The sequence below is a fragment of the Desulfobulbaceae bacterium DB1 genome, from assembly GCA_001914235.1.
In the GTDB taxonomy this organism is placed as follows: Bacteria; Desulfobacterota; Desulfobulbia; order Desulfobulbales; family SURF-16; genus DB1.
This window is the reverse complement of record MQUF01000001.1, coordinates 1-18,918: the sequence shown is the minus strand read 5'-3', so window position 1 is coordinate 18,918 and position 18,918 is coordinate 1. Positions and strand designations below refer to the sequence as shown.

Here is an 18,918-nt window from a genome sequence, read left to right as displayed (position 1 = left end):
AGGTCCGTCCTTAATTGCTAACATCATTTACTCGAAACACCTTCATCACTTCATCGCCGAGGTGGTTGATTACCTTCACCGCAATTCGCCCGGTTTTGGGTTTGTCGAAGGGGCGGGAGGTGTCGCTATTTAGAGTTGCCCAGGCCTCTTCGTTGATTTCGGCTTTCAATGTTGTCTTGAGGGACTTGTAGGGATCGTTGGCCCCCAGGAAGTAGGCGTGGCGGACAAAAAAGCTTTCTTCGTTGTAGTCGGTGTCGATGAACCAGCAGGCAATGCCTTCGGCGGAATCGCTCCTGACCTCGCCGGAGTTGGGGTCAAAGACGTCCACGCCGTTGACCTTGACCTGGATCTGGTCATCTGTTGCCTTGATGATATCGATATCCGGTTCGCCGAAGATGACGAAGAGATTGCCCTTGCCGGTGTTCTTAAGGTCATCGGCCATGTGCAGGTCGGCGTTCATCCGGGCTTTCAGCACCGGGATGCGGCCGAGTTTGTCGAACTCGGAGGAGTGGGCATCGTAGTTGAAGGCGCAGGCGATGAGCACATCAAACCCGGCATCACCGGCCTCGCGGGCCGCCTGCACCAGATCGGGACGGGAGACGGTGCCGAACTCGGGGCCGACGAAAATCGCTGCGCGCTTTTCTGAAGTTTGAAGAGTGAAGGGTGAAGAATGAAAGTCGGCAGATCCACCCTCTTTTTTTTCACTCTTCTCTCTTCCCACTTCACTCTTCTCCTCGTATCGTCCTTCGGCGCAGACCAGATCGCCGGGCCAGGGGGTCAGCGAGGTGAAGGCGATCTTGTCTTCCTTATGGGCCTGCTGGACTCCTGCGGTTTTCAGGTTTTCCAGGATCATGGCGGTAAAATCCCGCTCCTCGCCGTAGCTCCCTTTGGGCTCCATCGTGGTGTCGAGCAACTCGTCATCAGCGCCGACGGCCAGCACCCGGTGCGGCGACAGGCTCTCCACGGTAAAGGGACCCGCCACCCGCACCTTTTTCCTGTCCTCATAGGGTTTGTCGTAGAGGTATTCAAACTCGGCCTTGGCGGCAATGGAGGCGTCAATTTCCTGTTGCCGGGCGATGCGTTGCCGCCACCAGTCGGCATGGAGTTTTTTTGCGGCCTCCGGCCATGTTGCGTCAGCTTCGCGGGGGATTTCCCATTCTTCCCAAGGCCCCTTCACTTTTTCACCCTTCACTTTTTCACCCTTCACTCTTCCCACTTCACTATTCAGCCGCAGGCGTAACGGTTCAAGTTTTTCCTGGAATTTTTCCCAGATGACGTCAATTTCGCTGTTGTTGGCGATGGATTTCAAGGTGATGTGCGGCACCCGTTCATAGACAAAGCCCTGGCGGATATCGCCCCGACTGGGCCGGCTCGATGGCGCAGTGCGGGTGATTTCCGCTTCCTTTACCTGCCCGTCCCTGGAATCGGCCAGCAGATAATAGGAATACCGTGCCCCCATGATCCTGGCTCGGGCCAGGGCCAGAGCGACCCGGGAGGTGTCGATGGTGATCCAGCGGCGGCCCCACTGTTCGGCCACGTAGGCGGTGGTAGCAGAACCACAAGTTGGGTCGAGAATGAGATCGCCAGGGTCGGTTACCATCAAGATGCACCGCTGCACAGCAATTCCCGATCGCCATGTAACTATCTGATTTTATGATTATTTCTAAAATAGACCTTCGTAAACATTTTTGGTGCCGACAGGTGTCTTTTCTGACATTGGCGGCGGGGTATGCATGTATAACTATTTAAAATAACAAAGAAATTTTTTAAACTACGGCGCATTTTGTTATTGACAACCCACTGAAGGGGTGGTCGCGATTTTTCTATGTGATATCAATAAATTACATAGGAGATCGCCATGAAGCCGCGCAAAATTTACCGTATCGAAGCCGTCAGAAAACTGGCCGCCAAATCCAAAAGAACCGTGAGAAAACATCTTAATGCCGACGCCCTGATCCAACTGATGCGCGAGGATTTTCAGAAAATCCCCGACCATCGTGCCGGCAATGCAAAAATATCACTTGGTGATGCCTTGATGTCAGCTCTTGCCATGTTCCAGCTGAAAGATCCCTCTCTGCTTGCCTTTGACAAGCGGCGGCGCGAAGAGCCGGAAAATCTCCATACCATCTGGGGCATTGCCGATATTCCCTGCGACAGCCAGATGAGAGACATTCTCGACCCACTGGATCTCTCCTCGCTGCGTGCCCCTTTTCGCAGCGCGTTCCGGCAGCTGCAACGCGGCAAGGATTTTGAAAAGATGGCCTTTCTGGATGGCCATTACCTGCTCAGCGGTGACGGCACCGGCTTCTACTCCTCGGAGAAGGTGTCATCCGATTACTGCATGGGCAAGAAAAACAATAACGGCAGCATCCTGTATTACCAGCAGATGTTTGCCGCCGCCTTTGTGCACCCGGACCACAGGGAGGTCATTCCCGTCTTTCCGGAAATGATCACCAGAAAGGACGGAGCAAAGAAGAACGACAGCGAGCGAAATGCCGCTGGTCGATTCTTCGAAGAATTTCGCCGGGAGCATCCGCACCTGAAGGTGATCGTGGTGGAAGACGGGCTGAGCAGTAATGGCCCGCATATCCGGGACCTGACACGGCTTGATCTGCGTTACATTCTGGGCGCCAAACCGGGCGATCATCAGTTTCTCTTCAACCGCATGGACGAAGCGGTTGAGCTGGGCAAGGCGACGGAATTTCAATACACAGATCCGGATGAACCAGAAAAGATCCATTATTTCCGCTTCATCAATCAGGCACCGCTCAACCAGTCAAACCAGGATCTGCTGGTCAATTTCCTGGAATATTGGCAGGTTGATAAACATGGCAAAACCACCAAATTCAGCTGGGTAACCGATCTTCCCATCACCAGGGAAAATGTTGTTGCTATCATGCGTGGCGGCCGAGCCCGCTGGAAAATCGAAAATGAGACCTTTAATACCTTGAAAAACCAGGGTTATAATCTCGGTCACAACTATGGCCTTGGCGAAAAGAATCTCAGCGCTGTTTTCGCCATCCTGATGATGCTGGCCTTCCTGCTCGACCAGATTCAGCAGATGAGTTGCTGGCTCTTCCAGGAGGCATGGGCCAAGGCGGAATCAAAAAGATACCTGTGGGAGACTGTCCGCGGTTTTTTCCACAACTACCGGGTTGATTCCATGGAGACCATCCTGCGGTCCATAGCCCATGGATTCGAGCGGAGAGAATTGAAAGAGGCATGCGCAACGTAACGACGGATAGCAGTAGATTGTCAAGGAGCGGGCCGTGTCAAGCCATGGTTGGCAAGGCGGCTGGACTGGTACGTCCAAAAACTAAAAAAAATGGCCGGAAATCAGCATAAAACGGCTAAACTGAACCGATCATCGAAAAACGGCGACTCATCATGGCTCTTTTTACACAAACGTCGCGAAATTTTATCATCCAAAAGGGTAGCGATGCCCATAACGGGAATGGCTGACCGCTGCACTACCCGCCATGCAGTTTGGACTACATAAATTGGGTTTTCCTCGCCCTTCACGTCATCCCAAAGGTTCCCAACCACCACGGCAGGTCTATCGTCGTGCCTAACCACCCCGGCAAGAGAGTCTCCCCCAGCATCAAATAGACGCCCAGATCGTTCTAGTCGTCGTATGCCTGCCGGATTATCAAAGCTCCACTGTCTGTTCTTTCCGCACTTCTTGAGGTTATCCCTGTACAGGTAGTCCACGCTTCGTGTCTCATGAAGATGCTGACTAACTATTGGATAGTTAACCCTAGCCCAACCCCACCCCTTGTTCAATCGCCTTTCGATTTCTTGAGGCTTGACACCAGTTACACGGAACAACTCCCCATCTGAGGACATAAGAGTGTTAAACTTACTATCCTCTTCTGGTGATTTCCGGTACTCCACAGGACGACGAACTTTCAGCGAATCACTATTCCGCGAAAACCAGACTATGAAATCAAACATACTTTCGGTGACGAGCGTAGAGCCTTTCTTCTTGACCGCGATCGTATTTACATAATTCGACGCACCGAATACTTCCTCAAGAAGCGCTTTTACCAAATGCAAGTTCTCATCCCCAATCTGCACAAAGATCGACCCGGAGTCAGTCAATAAATCCCGGGCCACGGTCAGTCGGTCCCGCAGATAGGTCAGATAGGAGTGAATCCCGTCCCGCCAGGTATCCCGGAAGGCCTTGACCTGCTCCGGCTCGCGGGTGATGTGGCCGGCATTGCCGTCCTTGACGTCGCGGCTGGTGGTGGACCACTGGAAGTTGGAGTTGAACTTGATGCCGTAAGGCGGATCAAGGTAGATGCACTGCACCTTGCCGCGCAGTCCCTCACGTTCGGCCAGGCTGGCCATGACCTGCAGGCTGTCGCCCAGGATCATGCGGTTGGCCCAGTGGGCGTCGTGCTGGTAAAATTCTGTCCTGGCGCTCTCGCTGGGCAGGCCGTTGAAATCGGCAAAGAGATCAAGCTGCCGGGCCTTGCCGCTTTCCTCCTGCTCCCTGGTCTGCCGCAGCAGATCGTCGATCAAGACCTTGGGATGAACCTTTTCCTGGATATAGAGGGGCGGGGCCTGAACCACCAGATCGGACCAGTCCTGCTCGTCCTTGCCGCGCCAGACCAGCTGCGGGTCCAGATCGCGGTTGCGCCGTTCATAGGCCACCCGCACCGAGCTTTTTTCCGCCTCGTGCATGATCGACTGATGCTCGGCCGTGGGGATGTTCTTCCGAGTCGCCTCGTCGTGCTTGATCGACTCGACGGTGAGTTTGTTTGGTAATTTTGCCATGGCTGTCAAAGAGTGAAGAGTAAAGTGGGAAGAGTGAAAAGAAGATTATTTTTACCTGTTACTCTTCACACTTCACTCTTTTTTCTCTCTCCTTTCTCATTATTTAATCGACATTTTTTCACAATCGAAGTCAGAATGGCAACCAACTGACCGGCTTCATTAATCAAATCAGACAACTGTTCAACAGGAAAAATTCTTGTGGCAGCCAATAACCGTAACCAGTAATGAGCTTCACGCGCCTCTTTGCAGGCAATGGAATATTTGGAGACAAAATCGGCCCGGCTCTGACTGCCTTGCCCTTCTTCCACATTTGCGCCAATTGAAGTGCCGGAGCGTAGCAATTGATTGGCAAGGGTTCTGCTGACCCCCGGTGTCTGATCCATTATCTGGCACAACCTGACCACCTGCGTGGCAAAAGTAAATGTCCTTTCCGGCAAGTCTCTCCTCGGCTCTGGCATTTCACTCTTCACTCTTTACTCTTTCCAATTTTCTTCCTCTTAACCGCTTCAGGAATCTCCTTGAAATTATCCCGGCTCGATACCCGCCGTCCCGACTTCTTCTCCAAATCCCGGCGGGCATTGCCGGCAACCGTACCCCCTTCGATGGCCGCGCCCCGATTCTCGCCGTAGCCCTGGGCATCCTTGTTGCGGGCGATCTCGGTGGTGGAGGCCTCGCCCAGCATGGTGAAAATCAGCTCCAGATCTGTCATGTGGTCACGCAGATTATCCGCTGGTTTTTCCAGACTCTTGAAGGCCTTGTACTCCGCAGGCGTCATGCCGAAGGTGGCGCGGCTGATCTCGGCGGTGAGAATGGCGTATTCTCTTTGCTCCTTCACCCCTCGCTTCTGCCACTCGTTGGTCAGTTCGTCCCGGATGGCGATACCGCGCACCCGTTTTTCAATCCATTCGTCGCTGTACCCCTTGGCCTTGTACAGCTCCCGCATGCGTTTGGCGGCCAGCTCCGGGTTTTCGATTTCCTCCAGCCGCTCATAGCCGACTCGGGCCAGCCAGCGCTTGAAGGGTTCGGCCTTGGGGGAGGGGATGGACTGGATAATGCGCAGCAGCCCTTCAGCATGGGAGCAGTCGGTTTCACGCAACTTGCCATCCGGTGCTTCGAGCTTGAACTGTCGACAAATTGTCGACAGTTCAAGGCCGCTGATCTTCTCCCGTTGCTTGATACGGTACCAATAGTCTCTTGGATTCGGGCTGTCGGTTAACACCGCAACCACATCAATAACGGAAAAATACCACAGCTGCTCCGTCTCATTCCAAACGGATCGAATTTTTTTAGATTCAAATATTTTGATATTACTCATGAATTCCTTTCCTTCATTCTTCACTCTTCGCTCTTCACAATTTTTTCTAGCATCTGATCGAAGGCCTCTTTCACCCTGGCCTCGAAATCCGTCTCAATCCGGTAGACCTCGGTGAACTCGGCAAAGGCCCAGCGGCCATAGTGCCCCAAGTTGTTTACCCCCGGCACCCAGTAGGTTTCCATGGTGGATTTCTTCTCCTTGGCGTCCTCGCGGCGGTAGCCCTTGATCTCGACGATGAGGTGGAGAGGGTCTTCTTGCCCATCGCCGCTCCCGCCATCCCTGGCTCCCGCGGCATTAGGACGTCCCTGTCCGTCATCCACCATTACAATGAAATCAGGAATATAGGTACGCGTTTCCGAGCCATAGCGATACGGCACCTCCAGCCCGAGGTTGTGGTTCTTGACGTAGGCCTTGACCTTGGCGTGGGATTCGGCCACCCGGCAGAACTCCGCCTCCCAGTCGCTGTCCAGTACCACCCAGTTGACGTGGCAAGCACGGGCATCGGTCTGCCAGCGGTCTTTCCTGGAGGTGTTGAAGTTGACGTGATTGGTGGAGCCGACCGGGTTGTAGGGATCGAGTACCGCCTTGATAGGCCGGTTGCCTTGTTCCGCCCTGGTGATGGCAGCGGTGATGCGCTCGCAGGCCATGTCCGCCAGCTCCTGATACATGAGCTGGGCCGGATAGGTGCTCCCCTTGCAGACCAGACAGGTATCGAGCCACTGTTTGGTGATTCGTTTCAACTGGCCGAAGAGATGAAGTTTGGGTTCCTCGCCTGGGTCGCGCCATTTGGTATAGAGCAAACGCTGGGTGAGATGAAACAGCAGGGTGGAGCGGCGCATGTCTTCGAGATGTTTCAGACTCAGATCGACAGCCTCGCCGATAATACCGGCATTTTGGGTGATGGAGGGGCCGACAATATCCGGTGAGAGTTCCAGCACGGAATCGTCGTTGAACTCGGCGCTCAGCCGTTCTTCCGGCAGTTCCACCCGGTAGCCCGCTACCCTGGGAAAGCGGATTTCCAGGTGGTCGCGATCGGGGCGCACCGCCTTGACCTGCACCGTTTCCCGGGGCGGCTGGGGAGGGGCCACCACCGGCTTGGCGGTGAAATCAAAGGGAATGCCCAGCACATCGGCATATTCAACATTGAACAGATCCTCCTCGTTCAGGTCATAGGACTGACGGCGCAGGGCCCGGCCGATGACCTGCTCGCAGAGCAATTGGGTGCCGAAAGCGCGCACCCCGAGGACATGGGTGACGGTGTTGGCGTCCCAACCCTCGGTGAGCATGGAGACCGAGACCACGCAGCGGATCGATTCACCCAGGCGCCCCTCTTTGCCCACGGTGTTCATGACCTCGCGCAACAGGTCCTGATCGGTAAGGTTCTCGGCCTGACGGAGGTCGCCGGTGCGCTCGACGATCTCGCGGCGGAAGCGGTCGATTTCGTCGGCTGCCATTTTGCGGAAATTGCTGTCCAGGGCATCGCCGGATTCAAGCTGCTCGCTGTCAATCAGCAGGGTGCGGGGCCGCCCCAGTTGGTTGCCGTGTTCATCGAAGTTGCGAAACAGTGCCAGCCGGCCGTTTTCCAGGGTGCTGGTGCCGTCTTCATTCTCTCGATGGAAACCGGAGATGAAGTCATACACCAGCTTGGAAGTGGAGGTATTGTTGCAGACCACGATGAAACAGGGCGGCACCGAAATTCCTTCCTGCTGCCAGAGCTGGAAGGTTTTTTCGTAATGACCGTAAAGTGCCTCCAAAGCGGTCTGCAACCTGACCGGCAAACTGAGGGGATCAAGATCCTTCGCCTTGCCGCGCCCTTTTTTGGGCATATCCTTGCGAATATGTTCCCAGAGGTTGCGGAACATGGGCATTTCATCGCCGGGCAGGTTCTGGGCCACCGGCACCCGAGGCAGTTTGACAATGCCGCATTCGATGGCATCCATCAGGGAAAAATCACTCATGGTCCAGGGAAAGAGGGTGCCCTCGGCATAACCGGAGCCACTGAGAAAAAATGGGGTGGCCGAAAGATCGAGGACCCGACTCAGGCCGAGTTTGCGGTTGACGATTTCAAGTCCGGAAATCCAGAGGCGGGCGGCCTCGTTGTTCTTTTCCGCCTCTTTGCGTTCGTCGCCTTTCAGCTTTTCCTCTTCCTCATCCCCCGGCTTTTCCCGGTAGCAGTGATGGGCCTCGTCATTGATGGCAATAATGTTTTTCATGCCCATCAGGTCCGGCATCACCCGCTGGAGCATCTGCCCCTCGGTTTCCAGGGTGTGCAGCTCTTCACCGCCGCGCCCCTGCAGCAGCAGTCTGCCTCCCTTGGAAAGCTCCAGCCGTTCACGCAGCTTAAAGGCGTGATAGTTGGTGATGACGATCTTGGCTCGCTCCAGATCCCCCAGCATATCGTGGGGAATCAGCTCCCGGCTCTGGTAGTAGCTGTCCGGATCATTGGGCTGCAAAACGCGCAAACGGTCACGGATGGTAATGCCGGGGGTGACGATCAGAAAGCCGCGGCTGAACTTTTTGCTGGCGGGGCGGCGCACGGCGTTGATGGTCTGCCAGGCGATCAGCATGGCCATGACCGTGGTTTTGCCCGCGCCGGTGGCAAGTTTCAGGGCCAGGCGCATCAATTCGGGATTGGCATCGTGGTTGGCGCCGGCCAGGTGCTCGATAAAACGGGTGCCGACCTTGCCGATTTTTGGTGCCACCTCGGTCAACCAGATGGCGGTTTCAACCGCCTCGACCTGACAGAAGAACGGCCTTATTGAGCTGAAACGGTGGCGCCGCCAGTGCTGGAGCAGACGAGCGGTTTCAGGGGTTACCTGCCAGTCACCGGGGTTCTGCCGGCTTCGCCACTGGTCGACATGCCTGCGAAGTTCATTGATGATTGAGGTGGGGTCGTACTGCTGGGTTTGGGATGTCAAATCATGCACGGCAAAAAGACTTTGCTGGATTGCCTTGCCCTGCCGTTTTCTTGGTTTTGGAATCGGGGTGATGAACTTGGCGGGCCGGCGGTTCTCAACAATCTTTTGCGTCGGCTGGCCCTGATCGTCAAGCTCCCAGTGGCGGACCGGATCGACATAGGGGGAGTTGAGAATAGGCTTTTCGAAAAATCGGTTATCCATATCTATTTATATGATATTGAAATTATGGTCAAAATACATATTTAAGAATCTTATCCAACTCTGCGGGATTATTTTTCCCCCGATGGTCCCTGAATAAAATTTTACTCCAACAAAACCCTCACCGATCGCCAACCAATTTCCTCAGTTAATACCCCGCATACCCTCAATAATCAAGCACATAATCCATCTTTTGCACAGCCGGACGGAAGAATTTTCCTGACATACGCGGAAATATTTTTCCATTTTTTTCGATTGCGGCAAAAGTATCTTGACGCTTCATTTTCAGCACTTTTTGACAAAAGGGGGCCTGTAAAGAATTTTGTGTAAATGGTTTTCATTTTTAATTTTCAATATGCAGGCATTCTGTCGCCGAACAAGATTGAAAAGCGGTTCAAGGCAGCCTTCCAGTCTCTGATTGGCATAGTCCATTTTTTGGCGATATTGTTCAGCGCCATGTAAAGCAGTTTAAGCATCGACTCGTCATTGGGAAATGAACCCCGGTTCTTGGTAACTTTGCGCAGTGACATGTTCAACGACTCAATAGCATTGGTGGTATATATCACCTTGCGTATCTCGGGCGAATACGCAAAAAATGGGGTGATTCTTTCCCAATTTCTTCGCCAGGATTGGCCGATGGACGGATGCGTTTTGTCCCATTTTTCTTCAAAGGTCATCAGTTCCATTTCGGCCTGCTCGGCTGTTGGCGATTGGTAAATGGCCTTGAGATCCGCAGCCACCTCTTTGCGCTGTTTCCATGAGACATATTTCAGGGAATTGCGCACCATGTGGACGAGACAGAGCTGGACCTGGGTGAAGGGGAAAACCGTCTCAATGGCTTCAGGAAAACCCTTGAGGCCATCGACGCAGGCAATGAAAATATCCTGCACGCCACGGTTTCTTAGCTCAGTCACTACCTGCAACCAGAACTTGGCGCCCTCGTTTTCGGCAACCCACATTCCCAGGACATCCTTGACGCCGTCCATGGTGATGCCAATAGCCAGATAGACCGCCTTGTTCTTAACATGCCCATTGTCGCGCACCTTAACCCGGATAGCGTCCATGTAAACAATGGGATAAATGGGGTCCAACGGGCGATTTTGCCAAACTTTAACCTCGTCAGCAACGGCATCGGTGACCGTTGAAATCAGGGTGGGAGAGACATCAACTCCGTAAATGTCTTCCAAGTGCCCCTGAATCTCCCTGGTAGTCATCCCTCGGGAGTAGAGAGAGATAATCTTGTCGTCAAAGCCGGGAAAGCGGGTTTGCCCTTTGGGAATGATGACCGGATCGAAACTGCTGTCGCGGTCGCGCGGGACCTCAATCGGCATTTTACCGAAGTCGCCCTTGATGGTCTTTGCAGAGTTACCATTTCGGGCATTACCGCCTTTGGTGACGATGGTTCCATGTTTTTCGTGGCCCAGGTGGACGGTCATTTCCGCCTGTAACGCCCGCTCCAGTAAGGCCTTGGTGAGCTGCTTGAGCAGCCCGTTTTCACCGATCAGTTCTTCGGGCTTCTGGTAATTGTAGTCGGCAAGTAAACGATCCAAAATTTCTTTATCAATGGCCATATGAGCTCCTTTTTAAAGGGTAGTTTTTTGACTTACTCAGTCATAGCCATTTACACAAACTATTTTACACCCTCACAAAAGGCGAATTTTGACTGACCCGCCAAAAGTCGCTCAATGCCCCACAGTGTACGATAAACTGTTGATTTATCGTTACGACAATTTGAAGCCAGGACTTTTTACGAATCCATCAATCCTAAGGTGTTGATTTTTTATCACCCTGTCGCGGATAGACTGAGAGCGGCAGGACCGATCCCCATGATGGCGCGCCAGGCGGCATCAAGAACCGTTGCCGCCGGAAGACTTGCATCGAGAGTTACCGCCGGTACGCCGATTTCCGCCAGATAGTCCCGCAGGCGCAGATATTCACCCGCAACACGCTCGAGGCGATGCCGTTTCTCGTGATAGGAGCGCGGACGCCTGGTCTGTTTCAGTTTTTCGTGAATACGTTGCTCGGCAACCTCGGCCGGAAGGTTCAGCACGAGATACATGTCCGCCAGACCGCGCCGGGTCAGGGTTATTGCCGTTCTTACCCGCCGTTGCGGGGCCAGAAAACGCAATGCCGGAATATGGGCGGTGACCAGTGCGCACACATCGATAACGCCGTCGCGGTCCTCCAGGCAGAGATCCGGGCGGTACCGTTCGAGCAGGGCGGGCAGCCGCTGCAGCATCCAGTGCCGCTGCAGATTGCGAAAAACATGGCGCAACGGATGCGCGCCTTGCGGCAAGGACCCAAGGAGGTCGTGCCGCTCTTCCGACCCGACATGCAGCGTCACCCGCTGACCGATGCTCATGACCGTGCAGGATGGCGAAAACCGCTGTTCAAGCCCTGCAACCAGGGTGCTCTTGCCGCTGCCGTCAATCCCCAGGATGCCGACTCGAAACGTCACTGGCCGCGTTGGCGTATTCACCCTTTCTTCCTTGTTTTCCTCCGAATCCGACAAATTTGTCCTCCTCCTTCATTTTTGTAATCTTCCCGACAAATCAGCAGAACCCCATCGGCCCGCAGTGATCAATCCCCGCAGCGTCATCCACATATAACTTCCCGCAATCACACAACATTCTTCAACAAATTCGCCTTGGCACACCGGTTGCTATAAACTTTGATCAGACAGAACACAACAAATACCGCCTGATCGAATTTTACCCATTTTCGCATGAGATCCCCATGGAAGCAATCGCCTTAAAAGAAAGAGAAGATCAGATCCACCGCACAGGAGAAACACCCTTTGCGATATCCTGCGACAAGGACAGTCTGGCCGGGGCGGTCAGCCAAAGGGCCTGCGTCTTTTGCGGCTCGCGGGTCGTGCTCTACCCCATTGCCGACGCACTGCATCTGGTGCACGGCCCCATCGGCTGCGCCGTTTACACCTGGGATATCCGGGGAGCACTTTCCTCCGGGCCGGAACTGCACCGCTTGAGTTTTTCCACCGACCTGCAGGAAAGAGACGTCATCTTCGGCGGTGAAAAAAAACTGGAAAAGGCACTGCGGGAACTGATCGACCGACACAGCCCCAAGGCGGCCTTTGTTTACTCGACCTGCATCGTCGGCATCATCGGCGACGACCTGGAGGCGGTTTGCCGCCGGGTGGAAACGGAAAAAGGCATCCCGGTCATCCCGGTGCAGTCGGAAGGGTTCAAGGGCAACAAGCGTTCCGGCTACCGGGCCGCCTGTAACGCCATGTTTCGCCTGATCGGCACCGGCGACACGGCAGGCATCGGCAAACACAGCATCAATATCCTCGGCGACTTCAATCTGGCCGGCGAGATCTGGATGGTGCGCGACTATTTCCAGCGCATGGGCATCGAGGTGGTGGCAAATATCACCGGCGACGGCCGCATTGACGACATCCGCCGGGCCCACGGCGCGGCGCTCAATGTGGTGCAGTGCTCCGGCGCCACCATGGACCTGGCCGACATGATGGAGGAAAAATACGGCATCCCCTCCATCCGCGTCTCCTACTTCGGCATTGAAGACATGGCCGAGGCACTGTACGACGTGGCCCGCTTCTTCAAGGATCCACTGATCATGACCCGCGCCGGCGAGATGGTCAAGCAGGAAGTGGAGCGCATCTATCCGGAGCTGCAAAAATACAAAAAAGCGCTGACGGGCAAAAAAGCGGCAATCTACGTGGGTGGCTCCTTCAAGGCATTTTCCCTGGTAAAGGCCTTCCGCCTCATCGGCATGGATGTGGTAATGGTCGGCTCCCAGACCGGCACCAAAGAGGATTACCAGGAGCTTGCGGAGATAACCGACCCCGGCACCATCATCGTTGACGACTCCAACCCCCTGGAGCTCACCTCGTTTCTCCAGGAGAAAAACGTCGACGTCTTTGTCGGCGGGGTCAAGGAGCGCCCCATCGCCTATAAGCTCGGAGTCGGCTTCTGCGACCACAATCATGAGCGCAAGGAAGCGCTGGCCGGATTCGAGGGCATGCTCAACTTCGCCCGGGAGGTTTACTCCTCGGTGATGAGTCCGGTATGGCGATTTGTGCCGCGCAATGCTAGGGAAAAGCGTTCAAACACTGAAACGTTCAAACGCTGAAACGCTGACACGCTGACACGCTGACACGCTGACACGCTGAAACACACGGAAAGGAAACGCCATGACAAAAATGCCCAACTACATATCCACCACCAACGCCTGCAAACTGTGCAAACCCCTGGGCGCCTGCCTGGCCTTTCGCGGCATTGAAGGGACGGTTCCGTATCTGCACGGCTCCCAGGGCTGCGCCACCTACATGCGGCGTTATATCATCAGCCATTTCAACGAACCGATCGATATCGCCTCCTCGTCGCTCAGCGAAAAGCACGCGGTATACGGCGGGGCCGCCAATCTCAAGCTGGGCCTGAAAAACGTCACCCGCAAATACCAGCCACGGATGATCGGCATTGCCACCACCTGCCTGACCGAAACCATTGGCGATGATGTGCCGATGATCCTCAAGGAATATGACAAAGAATTCGGCAACAGAAGCACACCGCTGAACGTCCATGTTTCCACTCCCAGTTATTCCGGCACCCACATGGAAGGGTTCCACGCCGCGGTGTCCTCCGTGGTGGAGCAGCTTTGCGAAGCAAACGACGCGAACAACACCATTAACCTGTTGCCCGGTTTTGTTTCCTCGGCCGATTTCCGCCATCTCCACGAGATCATGGATGACTGCGGGATTGCGGCAACCGTGCTGCCGGATCTGGCCGAGACCCTGGACGGCGAAGCCTTGCTCGAATATGAAAAGGTGCCCAAAGGCGGTACCCCTCTTGCCGCCGTCGTCAAAATGGCAGGTGCGGCGGCAACGGTTGAATTCGGACGTACCATCGGCAAAATCCAGACCGGAGGTTCGATCCTGGCCAAAAAATTCGATGTCCCCAATTTTCAGTTGGGACTGCCCATGGGCATCAGTGAAACCGACCGTTTTTTTGCCACCCTGAAAACGCTCACCGGCCAAAAAACTCCGGAAAAATATTTACAGGAACGAGGCCGGCTGGTGGACGCCTATGTGGACGGTCACAAATACGTCTTCGGCAAAGAGGCCATCATCTACGGTGAAGAAGACCTGGTTGTGGGCCTGACCTCATTTCTTGCGGAAATCGGAGTGAAACCTATTCTCTGCGCAAGCGGCGGCAGGAGCGGGTCTTTTGCGGATGCCATTGCCGCAGTGACTGAAGGGGTGATGGAAGAACAGCCCCTGGTGTATGAAGGCATGGATTTTTTTGATATCGCCGAAGAAGCGGAAAGCCTCGGCCCCGACCTGCTGGTGGGCCACAGCAAAGGCTACCCACTGGCCCGCAAACTGAACATCCCCCTTATCCGGGTTGGATTTCCCATCCACGACCGAATCGGCGGCCAGCGCATCCTGCATCTGGGATACCGGGGCGGGCAAATGCTTTTTGACACGGTGGTCAACAGCCTGATTGAAAAGAAGCAGAACGATTCATCGATCGGCTACAGCTACATGTAAAACGTTCAAACGTTTAAACGTTTAAACGTTTAAACGCTGAAACACTGAAACGCTGAAACGCTGAAACGCTGAAACGCTGAAACGCTGAAACGCTGAAACGCTGAAACGCTGAAACGCTGAAACAGTAAAACCCAGAAACCCCAGAACGCCAACGCAAAACATTTACCAATCTATCACCCCTTCATCCGGAGATTGTCATGCTTAAAAAAGACTACAGTCACCACCCCTGCTTCAATGCCAAGGTCAAGGGACAGTTCGGACGTGTCCATCTTCCCGTTGCCCCCAAATGCAACATCAAATGCAATTACTGCAACCGCAAATACGACTGTGTCAACGAATCCCGGCCCGGCGTCACCAGCACCATCCTGACCCCCACGCAGGCGCTGACTTATATGGATCGGGTATTGGAAAACGAGCCGCGCATCACCGTGGCCGGCATTGCCGGTCCCGGCGACCCTTTCGCCAACGCCGAAGAGACCCTGGAAACCATGCGGCTCATCCGGGAAAAGTATCCCCATATGATTCTCTGCCTGGCCTCAAACGGTCTGAACCTGGCCCCCCATGTGGAGGCCCTGGCCGAAATCGACGTCTCCCATGTCACGGTAACGGTGAACGGGGTTGACCCGGAAATCATCAAAAACATCTACAGCTGGGTGCGTGACGGCAATGTTGTTTACCGGGGCATCCAGGCGGCGGAACTGATCCTGGCCCGGCAGCTTAGTGCCATCACCATGCTCAAGGAGCATGGCATTACGGTCAAAATCAACACCATCGCCATTCCCGGCATCAATGATCACCATGTCGAGGAAGTGGCGAAAAAGATGGCGGAACTTGGGGCAGACCTTTTTAACTGCATGGCCATGTTCCCCAATGTGGACACGCCCTTTGCCCACATCCCGGAGCCGAGCAAAAAGATGATGGCAGATCTGCGCCAAAAAGGCGAAAAATATCTGCCGCAGATGCGCCACTGTACACGCTGCCGGGCCGATGCCGTGGGACTGCTCGGCCAGGACCAAAGCGAGGAAATGGCCGGCTGCCTGTCGGCCTGCGCCTCCCTGCCCTCCCTGCCGAAGCAGGAACGACCCTATGTAGCGGTGGCCACCCTTGAAGGGGTTCTGGTCAATCAGCACCTCGGCGAAGCAACCCGCTTCCAGATTTGGGAAAAACGGGAAGACGGCTCTTTCAACATGAAGGAGGAACGACCCGCCTCGGTTCCCAGCGGCGGCCCCCGGCGCTGGCACAATCTGGCCCGAGCCCTGCACGACTGCCAGGCCGTGCTGGTGAATGACATCGGTGAAACGCCCAGGGAAATTCTGACAAAAATGGGTATCAAACCGGTGACCATGAGCGGATTCATCGATATGGGTCTCGAAGCGATTTACAGCGGCGAGGGCCTGAATCAGCTAAAAAGCCGCCAGCAGAAATGCACTTCAAAAGGGGCATGTACCGGCGGCGGCAACGGCTGCGGTTGATCGAAGATTAAAAATCAAAGGAGGATAAAAAGATGAAGATGGCGATTGTTTCAACAGACGGAAAAAATGTTGATGAACACTTCGGCAAGGCTGATCGTTTCCTTATTTTTGAAACAGTCGGCGCAGGTCTCATGCAAATCGAGGAGCGCCCGGTTTCCCCACTCTCCACCGGCGATAAATCCCATGCCTTTGACGAAAAAAGGTTTGATGCCGTAATTGCGGCGCTTGAAGGCTGCAGTCAGGTCTATGCGACCCGGATCGGTGACCGCCCCCGGGAGGAACTGGCAAAACGAGGTATTACCGCCGTTATTTATGAAGGAGCCATTAATGCAATCACTGTCAGTTCTTCCTGAAATACAGGAAAACCCTTTTGCAAAGCCGCTGGAGTGGCGGAAATATTTCTCGGAAGGCGACCAGTTTCTTCATCTGGCGGAAAAAGGCATCCATAATCCGCAAAAGTTTTCCCCGGAAACGTTGTACAACGTGGTGGCCATGGGAATCGAAAAACACTTGATGGCGTTGTTTCTCTACAAAAACAATCTGCCGGAAGGCCACACCTTGACAAGTCTCCTTTCCTATGGGGAAAAATATCTCACCATTGACGGCGACATCTTCCGCACCCTCGCCTACATGGACTCTTTGCAGGAAATCTGTTCTCTTGATGATATTCATCGAAAAACGCCGACTGCGGCCGAGCTTGCGATGATGATAAAAGTCGCGGTCAGGATCCAACGAACAAGGTTAGATTGTGCAAGCGTAGCGCGCCACAATCTGAACCGGTGGTTGGACGAGCCCGGTGGACGTATATAGAAAAGAGCTTTTGGGTTCCGGAGGGATCGGATCAGGCGAAGGAAGACGGGAGTGGCCCCCGCAATGTTCTTTGAAAAGGATTTTGGTGCTGTATCATGCTGCTTTACGCTGATTTCCGGCGTTTTTCGGGCGCAGGAGTCCCGTCCCGGTGCAATCCGGCTTGTGTCCTCGGCAAGTTCACGGCTTTCGTTTACATACCCGATGCCTCCGGCTCGTCTATTGCCGTAACGGAGCGGCCATGGCCGGTGGCCGGGCGATCATTGTCGCGGCGATCACCATGGCGGCCCCGCAGGCCGGGCAGATGATAGCCGGCCGTTGCTTCAGGTTGCGGACAAGGGCGCGCCATGGCGCGACCCGCAGCACCAGCTGCAGGAAGCGGAGCAGCTTTTTGCTGCATGCATGGAGAAAACCATACGACCTTGCCCGTCGAAACCCTCGGGGCAGCACATGGAGCATAAGCAGGTAGAGGAAGTACTCGCCCTTGACGGTTCGGGTCCGGTCTTCTCCGCTTTTGGCATGGCGATACCGGAAGGTGACCATGCCGTCCCGGCAGTGCAGGATGTCTTTTTCCCGGATAACACCCCGGTACAGATAACGGCCAAGATAGATAAGGGCCTTCTCGCCGTTGCCCGCGTCCTTGCAGTCAACCACCCACTGATCGGGGCAATCATGGGGAACCGGCAGCTTGTTTTCGACCAGGGTCTGGAGCAGCTTCGCCCGAAAGACCTTGGCCATGGCCTTGTGGCTGAAGAGATATTTCCCGGATTTTTCCTTCCACAGCCCGGTTTGCGGGTTGATGCTTGCTCCGGGCATGACAACGTGGATGTGCGGATGATAGTCCAGGGTTCTGGAATGGGTGTGGAGGATGGCGGTGAATCCCGCTGATCCGCCGAGTTTTTTGTCGTTATTGGTGAAGGATTTCAGGAGGTCCTGTACTGCCCTGAACATCAGGGCGTAAACGGTTTTCTGGTGTTTCCACGCCAGATCCCGCATCTGCCCGGGCAGCGTGAAGGTGATCAGGTAGTATTGACACGGCAGTCGTTTGTCAAGCTGGCTTTCCAGCCACTGCCGGCTCTCATGGTTCTGGCAATGGGGGCAGTTTCTGTGGCCGCAGGAATGGGGAATATAGATCCGTTCGCCGCACCGGTGGTCCGAACAACGGGCCAGCATGTGCGGTCCATGCTCGTATCTGCATCGGGCCATGGACTCCAGAGCCTTGATGTGGCCTGACAGGAGATTTTTGTTGTAGGTGCGGAAGAAGCTGTCCCTGAACTTGTTGATGATCGTGGAGAGCAGCATTATTTACGCCCTCCCCATCTGATGTCCAGGGAGTTGACCAGGGAATTGACGGCCAGTCTCGCATTGTTGGCCGTGGTGGAGGTCAGGTGGGTGTATCTGGCGGTGGTCAGGATGCTGACATGGCCAAGGATCTGCTGCAGCTCAAGCAGATCAACCCCGGCCTCCAGCATGTGGGTGGCATAGCTGTGACGCAGGGAGTGGCATGAGATTTTTTTTTATGCCGAGTTGCCGGACAACGGTCTGCATGGTGGTTTGAATGCCGCCCCTGTCCAGGGGCAAATCAACCAGGTGGGCATTTTTCAGACCTCTTTTCCTGCTGGGGAAGAGGAACCGGGGATGCTTGTGCATGGCCCAGAACTCCCGCAGCACCCGCAAGGTCTTGTCTGGCAGCGGCACCAGCCGGTCCTTGTTACCCTTGGCATCACGAATATGGACCCGCATGTTGCCTGCGTCGATGTCGCCGACTGTGAGTCGAATGCCTTCGCCAAGGCGCAGGCCCATGCTGTAGCAGGTAAAAAAGAAGACCTTGTAGCTCAAGGTTTTGGTTGCGGCAAATAGTTGCCCCGTCTGCTCGACGGACAGGATGTCAGGGATTCT

Annotated in this window: 13 protein-coding genes and 3 pseudogenes; 6 read left to right on the top strand and 10 right to left on the bottom strand. The window is 54.8% G+C overall.

Translation table 11 applies throughout. From position 1 onward, the window contains the following. Nucleotides 1–10: 10 nt before the first annotated feature. A pseudogene (locus tag BM485_00080) lies at nt 11–1,618 on the bottom strand (site-specific DNA-methyltransferase). Between the two features lie 240 nt (nt 1,619–1,858). Between BM485_00080 and BM485_00075 the strand changes: the two are divergent. Then, complete coding sequence (locus tag BM485_00075) at nt 1,859–3,235, top strand: transposase (protein OKY76953.1); 1,377 nt, start codon at nt 1,859–1,861, stop codon at nt 3,233–3,235. 665 nt (nt 3,236–3,900) lie between these two features. On the opposite strand, the pseudogene BM485_00070 reads toward BM485_00075, so the two are convergent. The 6 genes and pseudogenes from BM485_00070 to BM485_00045 form a co-directional block, all read right to left on the bottom strand. Beyond that, a pseudogene (locus tag BM485_00070) lies at nt 3,901–4,779 on the bottom strand (site-specific DNA-methyltransferase). 65 nt (nt 4,780–4,844) lie between these two features. Continuing rightward, nucleotides 4,845–5,237 (bottom strand): four helix bundle protein, encoded by a 393-nt coding sequence (locus BM485_00065; GenBank protein OKY77063.1) that lies wholly within the window; start codon nt 5,235–5,237, stop codon nt 4,845–4,847. Between the two features lie 8 nt (nt 5,238–5,245). After that, the gene (locus BM485_00060) at nt 5,246–6,094 is read right to left on the bottom strand and encodes a phage antirepressor protein (protein ID OKY76952.1); all 849 of its coding nucleotides are present in this window, start codon (nt 6,092–6,094) and stop codon (nt 5,246–5,248) included. Between the two features lie 20 nt (nt 6,095–6,114). Then, a complete protein-coding gene (locus BM485_00055; GenBank protein ID OKY76951.1) occupies nt 6,115–9,213 on the bottom strand; it encodes a restriction endonuclease in 3,099 nt (1,032 codons plus the stop codon). A 347-nt stretch (nt 9,214–9,560) separates the two neighbouring features. After that, entirely contained in the window at nt 9,561–10,781 is a 1,221-nt protein-coding gene (locus BM485_00050) for an IS256 family transposase (protein ID OKY76950.1), read from the bottom strand. 212 nt (nt 10,782–10,993) lie between these two features. Beyond that, complete coding sequence (locus BM485_00045; protein OKY76949.1) at nt 10,994–11,722, bottom strand: hypothetical protein; 729 nt, start codon at nt 11,720–11,722, stop codon at nt 10,994–10,996. A 224-nt stretch (nt 11,723–11,946) separates the two neighbouring features. On the opposite strand from BM485_00045, the gene BM485_00040 reads away from it, so the two are divergent. From BM485_00040 to BM485_00020, 5 genes are all read left to right on the top strand, one after another. Next, the gene (locus BM485_00040) at nt 11,947–13,323 is read left to right on the top strand and encodes a nitrogenase iron-molybdenum cofactor biosynthesis protein NifE (GenBank protein ID OKY76948.1); all 1,377 of its coding nucleotides are present in this window, start codon (nt 11,947–11,949) and stop codon (nt 13,321–13,323) included. A 61-nt stretch (nt 13,324–13,384) separates the two neighbouring features. Further along, nucleotides 13,385–14,740, top strand: a complete 1,356-nt coding sequence (locus BM485_00035; GenBank protein OKY76947.1) for a nitrogenase — start codon at nt 13,385–13,387, stop codon at nt 14,738–14,740. A gap of 197 nt (nt 14,741–14,937) precedes the next feature. Further along, nucleotides 14,938–16,212 carry a nitrogen fixation protein NifB gene (locus BM485_00030; protein OKY76946.1) on the top strand — a complete coding sequence of 425 codons (1,275 nt, stop codon included), beginning with the start codon at nt 14,938–14,940 and terminating at the stop codon, nt 16,210–16,212. Between the two features lie 32 nt (nt 16,213–16,244). Next, nucleotides 16,245–16,565 (top strand): hypothetical protein, encoded by a 321-nt coding sequence (locus BM485_00025; GenBank protein OKY76945.1) that lies wholly within the window; start codon nt 16,245–16,247, stop codon nt 16,563–16,565. Then, entirely contained in the window at nt 16,540–17,022 is a 483-nt protein-coding gene (locus tag BM485_00020; protein OKY76944.1) for a hypothetical protein, read from the top strand. Before BM485_00025 ends, BM485_00020 begins: the two co-directional genes overlap by 26 nt. A 216-nt stretch (nt 17,023–17,238) precedes the next feature. Here the strand turns inward: BM485_00020 and BM485_00015 are convergent, their stop codons facing one another. The 3 genes and pseudogenes from BM485_00015 to BM485_00005 all read right to left on the bottom strand — a co-directional run bounded on the left by BM485_00015 (nt 17,239) and on the right by BM485_00005 (nt 18,918). Next, nucleotides 17,239–18,321 (bottom strand): IS91 family transposase, encoded by a 1,083-nt coding sequence (locus BM485_00015; GenBank protein ID OKY76943.1) that lies wholly within the window; start codon nt 18,319–18,321, stop codon nt 17,239–17,241. Next, complete coding sequence (locus tag BM485_00010; protein OKY76942.1) at nt 18,321–18,515, bottom strand: hypothetical protein; 195 nt, start codon at nt 18,513–18,515, stop codon at nt 18,321–18,323. Before BM485_00010 ends, BM485_00015 begins: the two co-directional genes overlap by 1 nt. Continuing rightward, a pseudogene (locus BM485_00005) lies at nt 18,428–18,918 on the bottom strand (hypothetical protein). The gene BM485_00010 and the pseudogene BM485_00005 overlap by 88 nt, the downstream one beginning before the upstream one ends.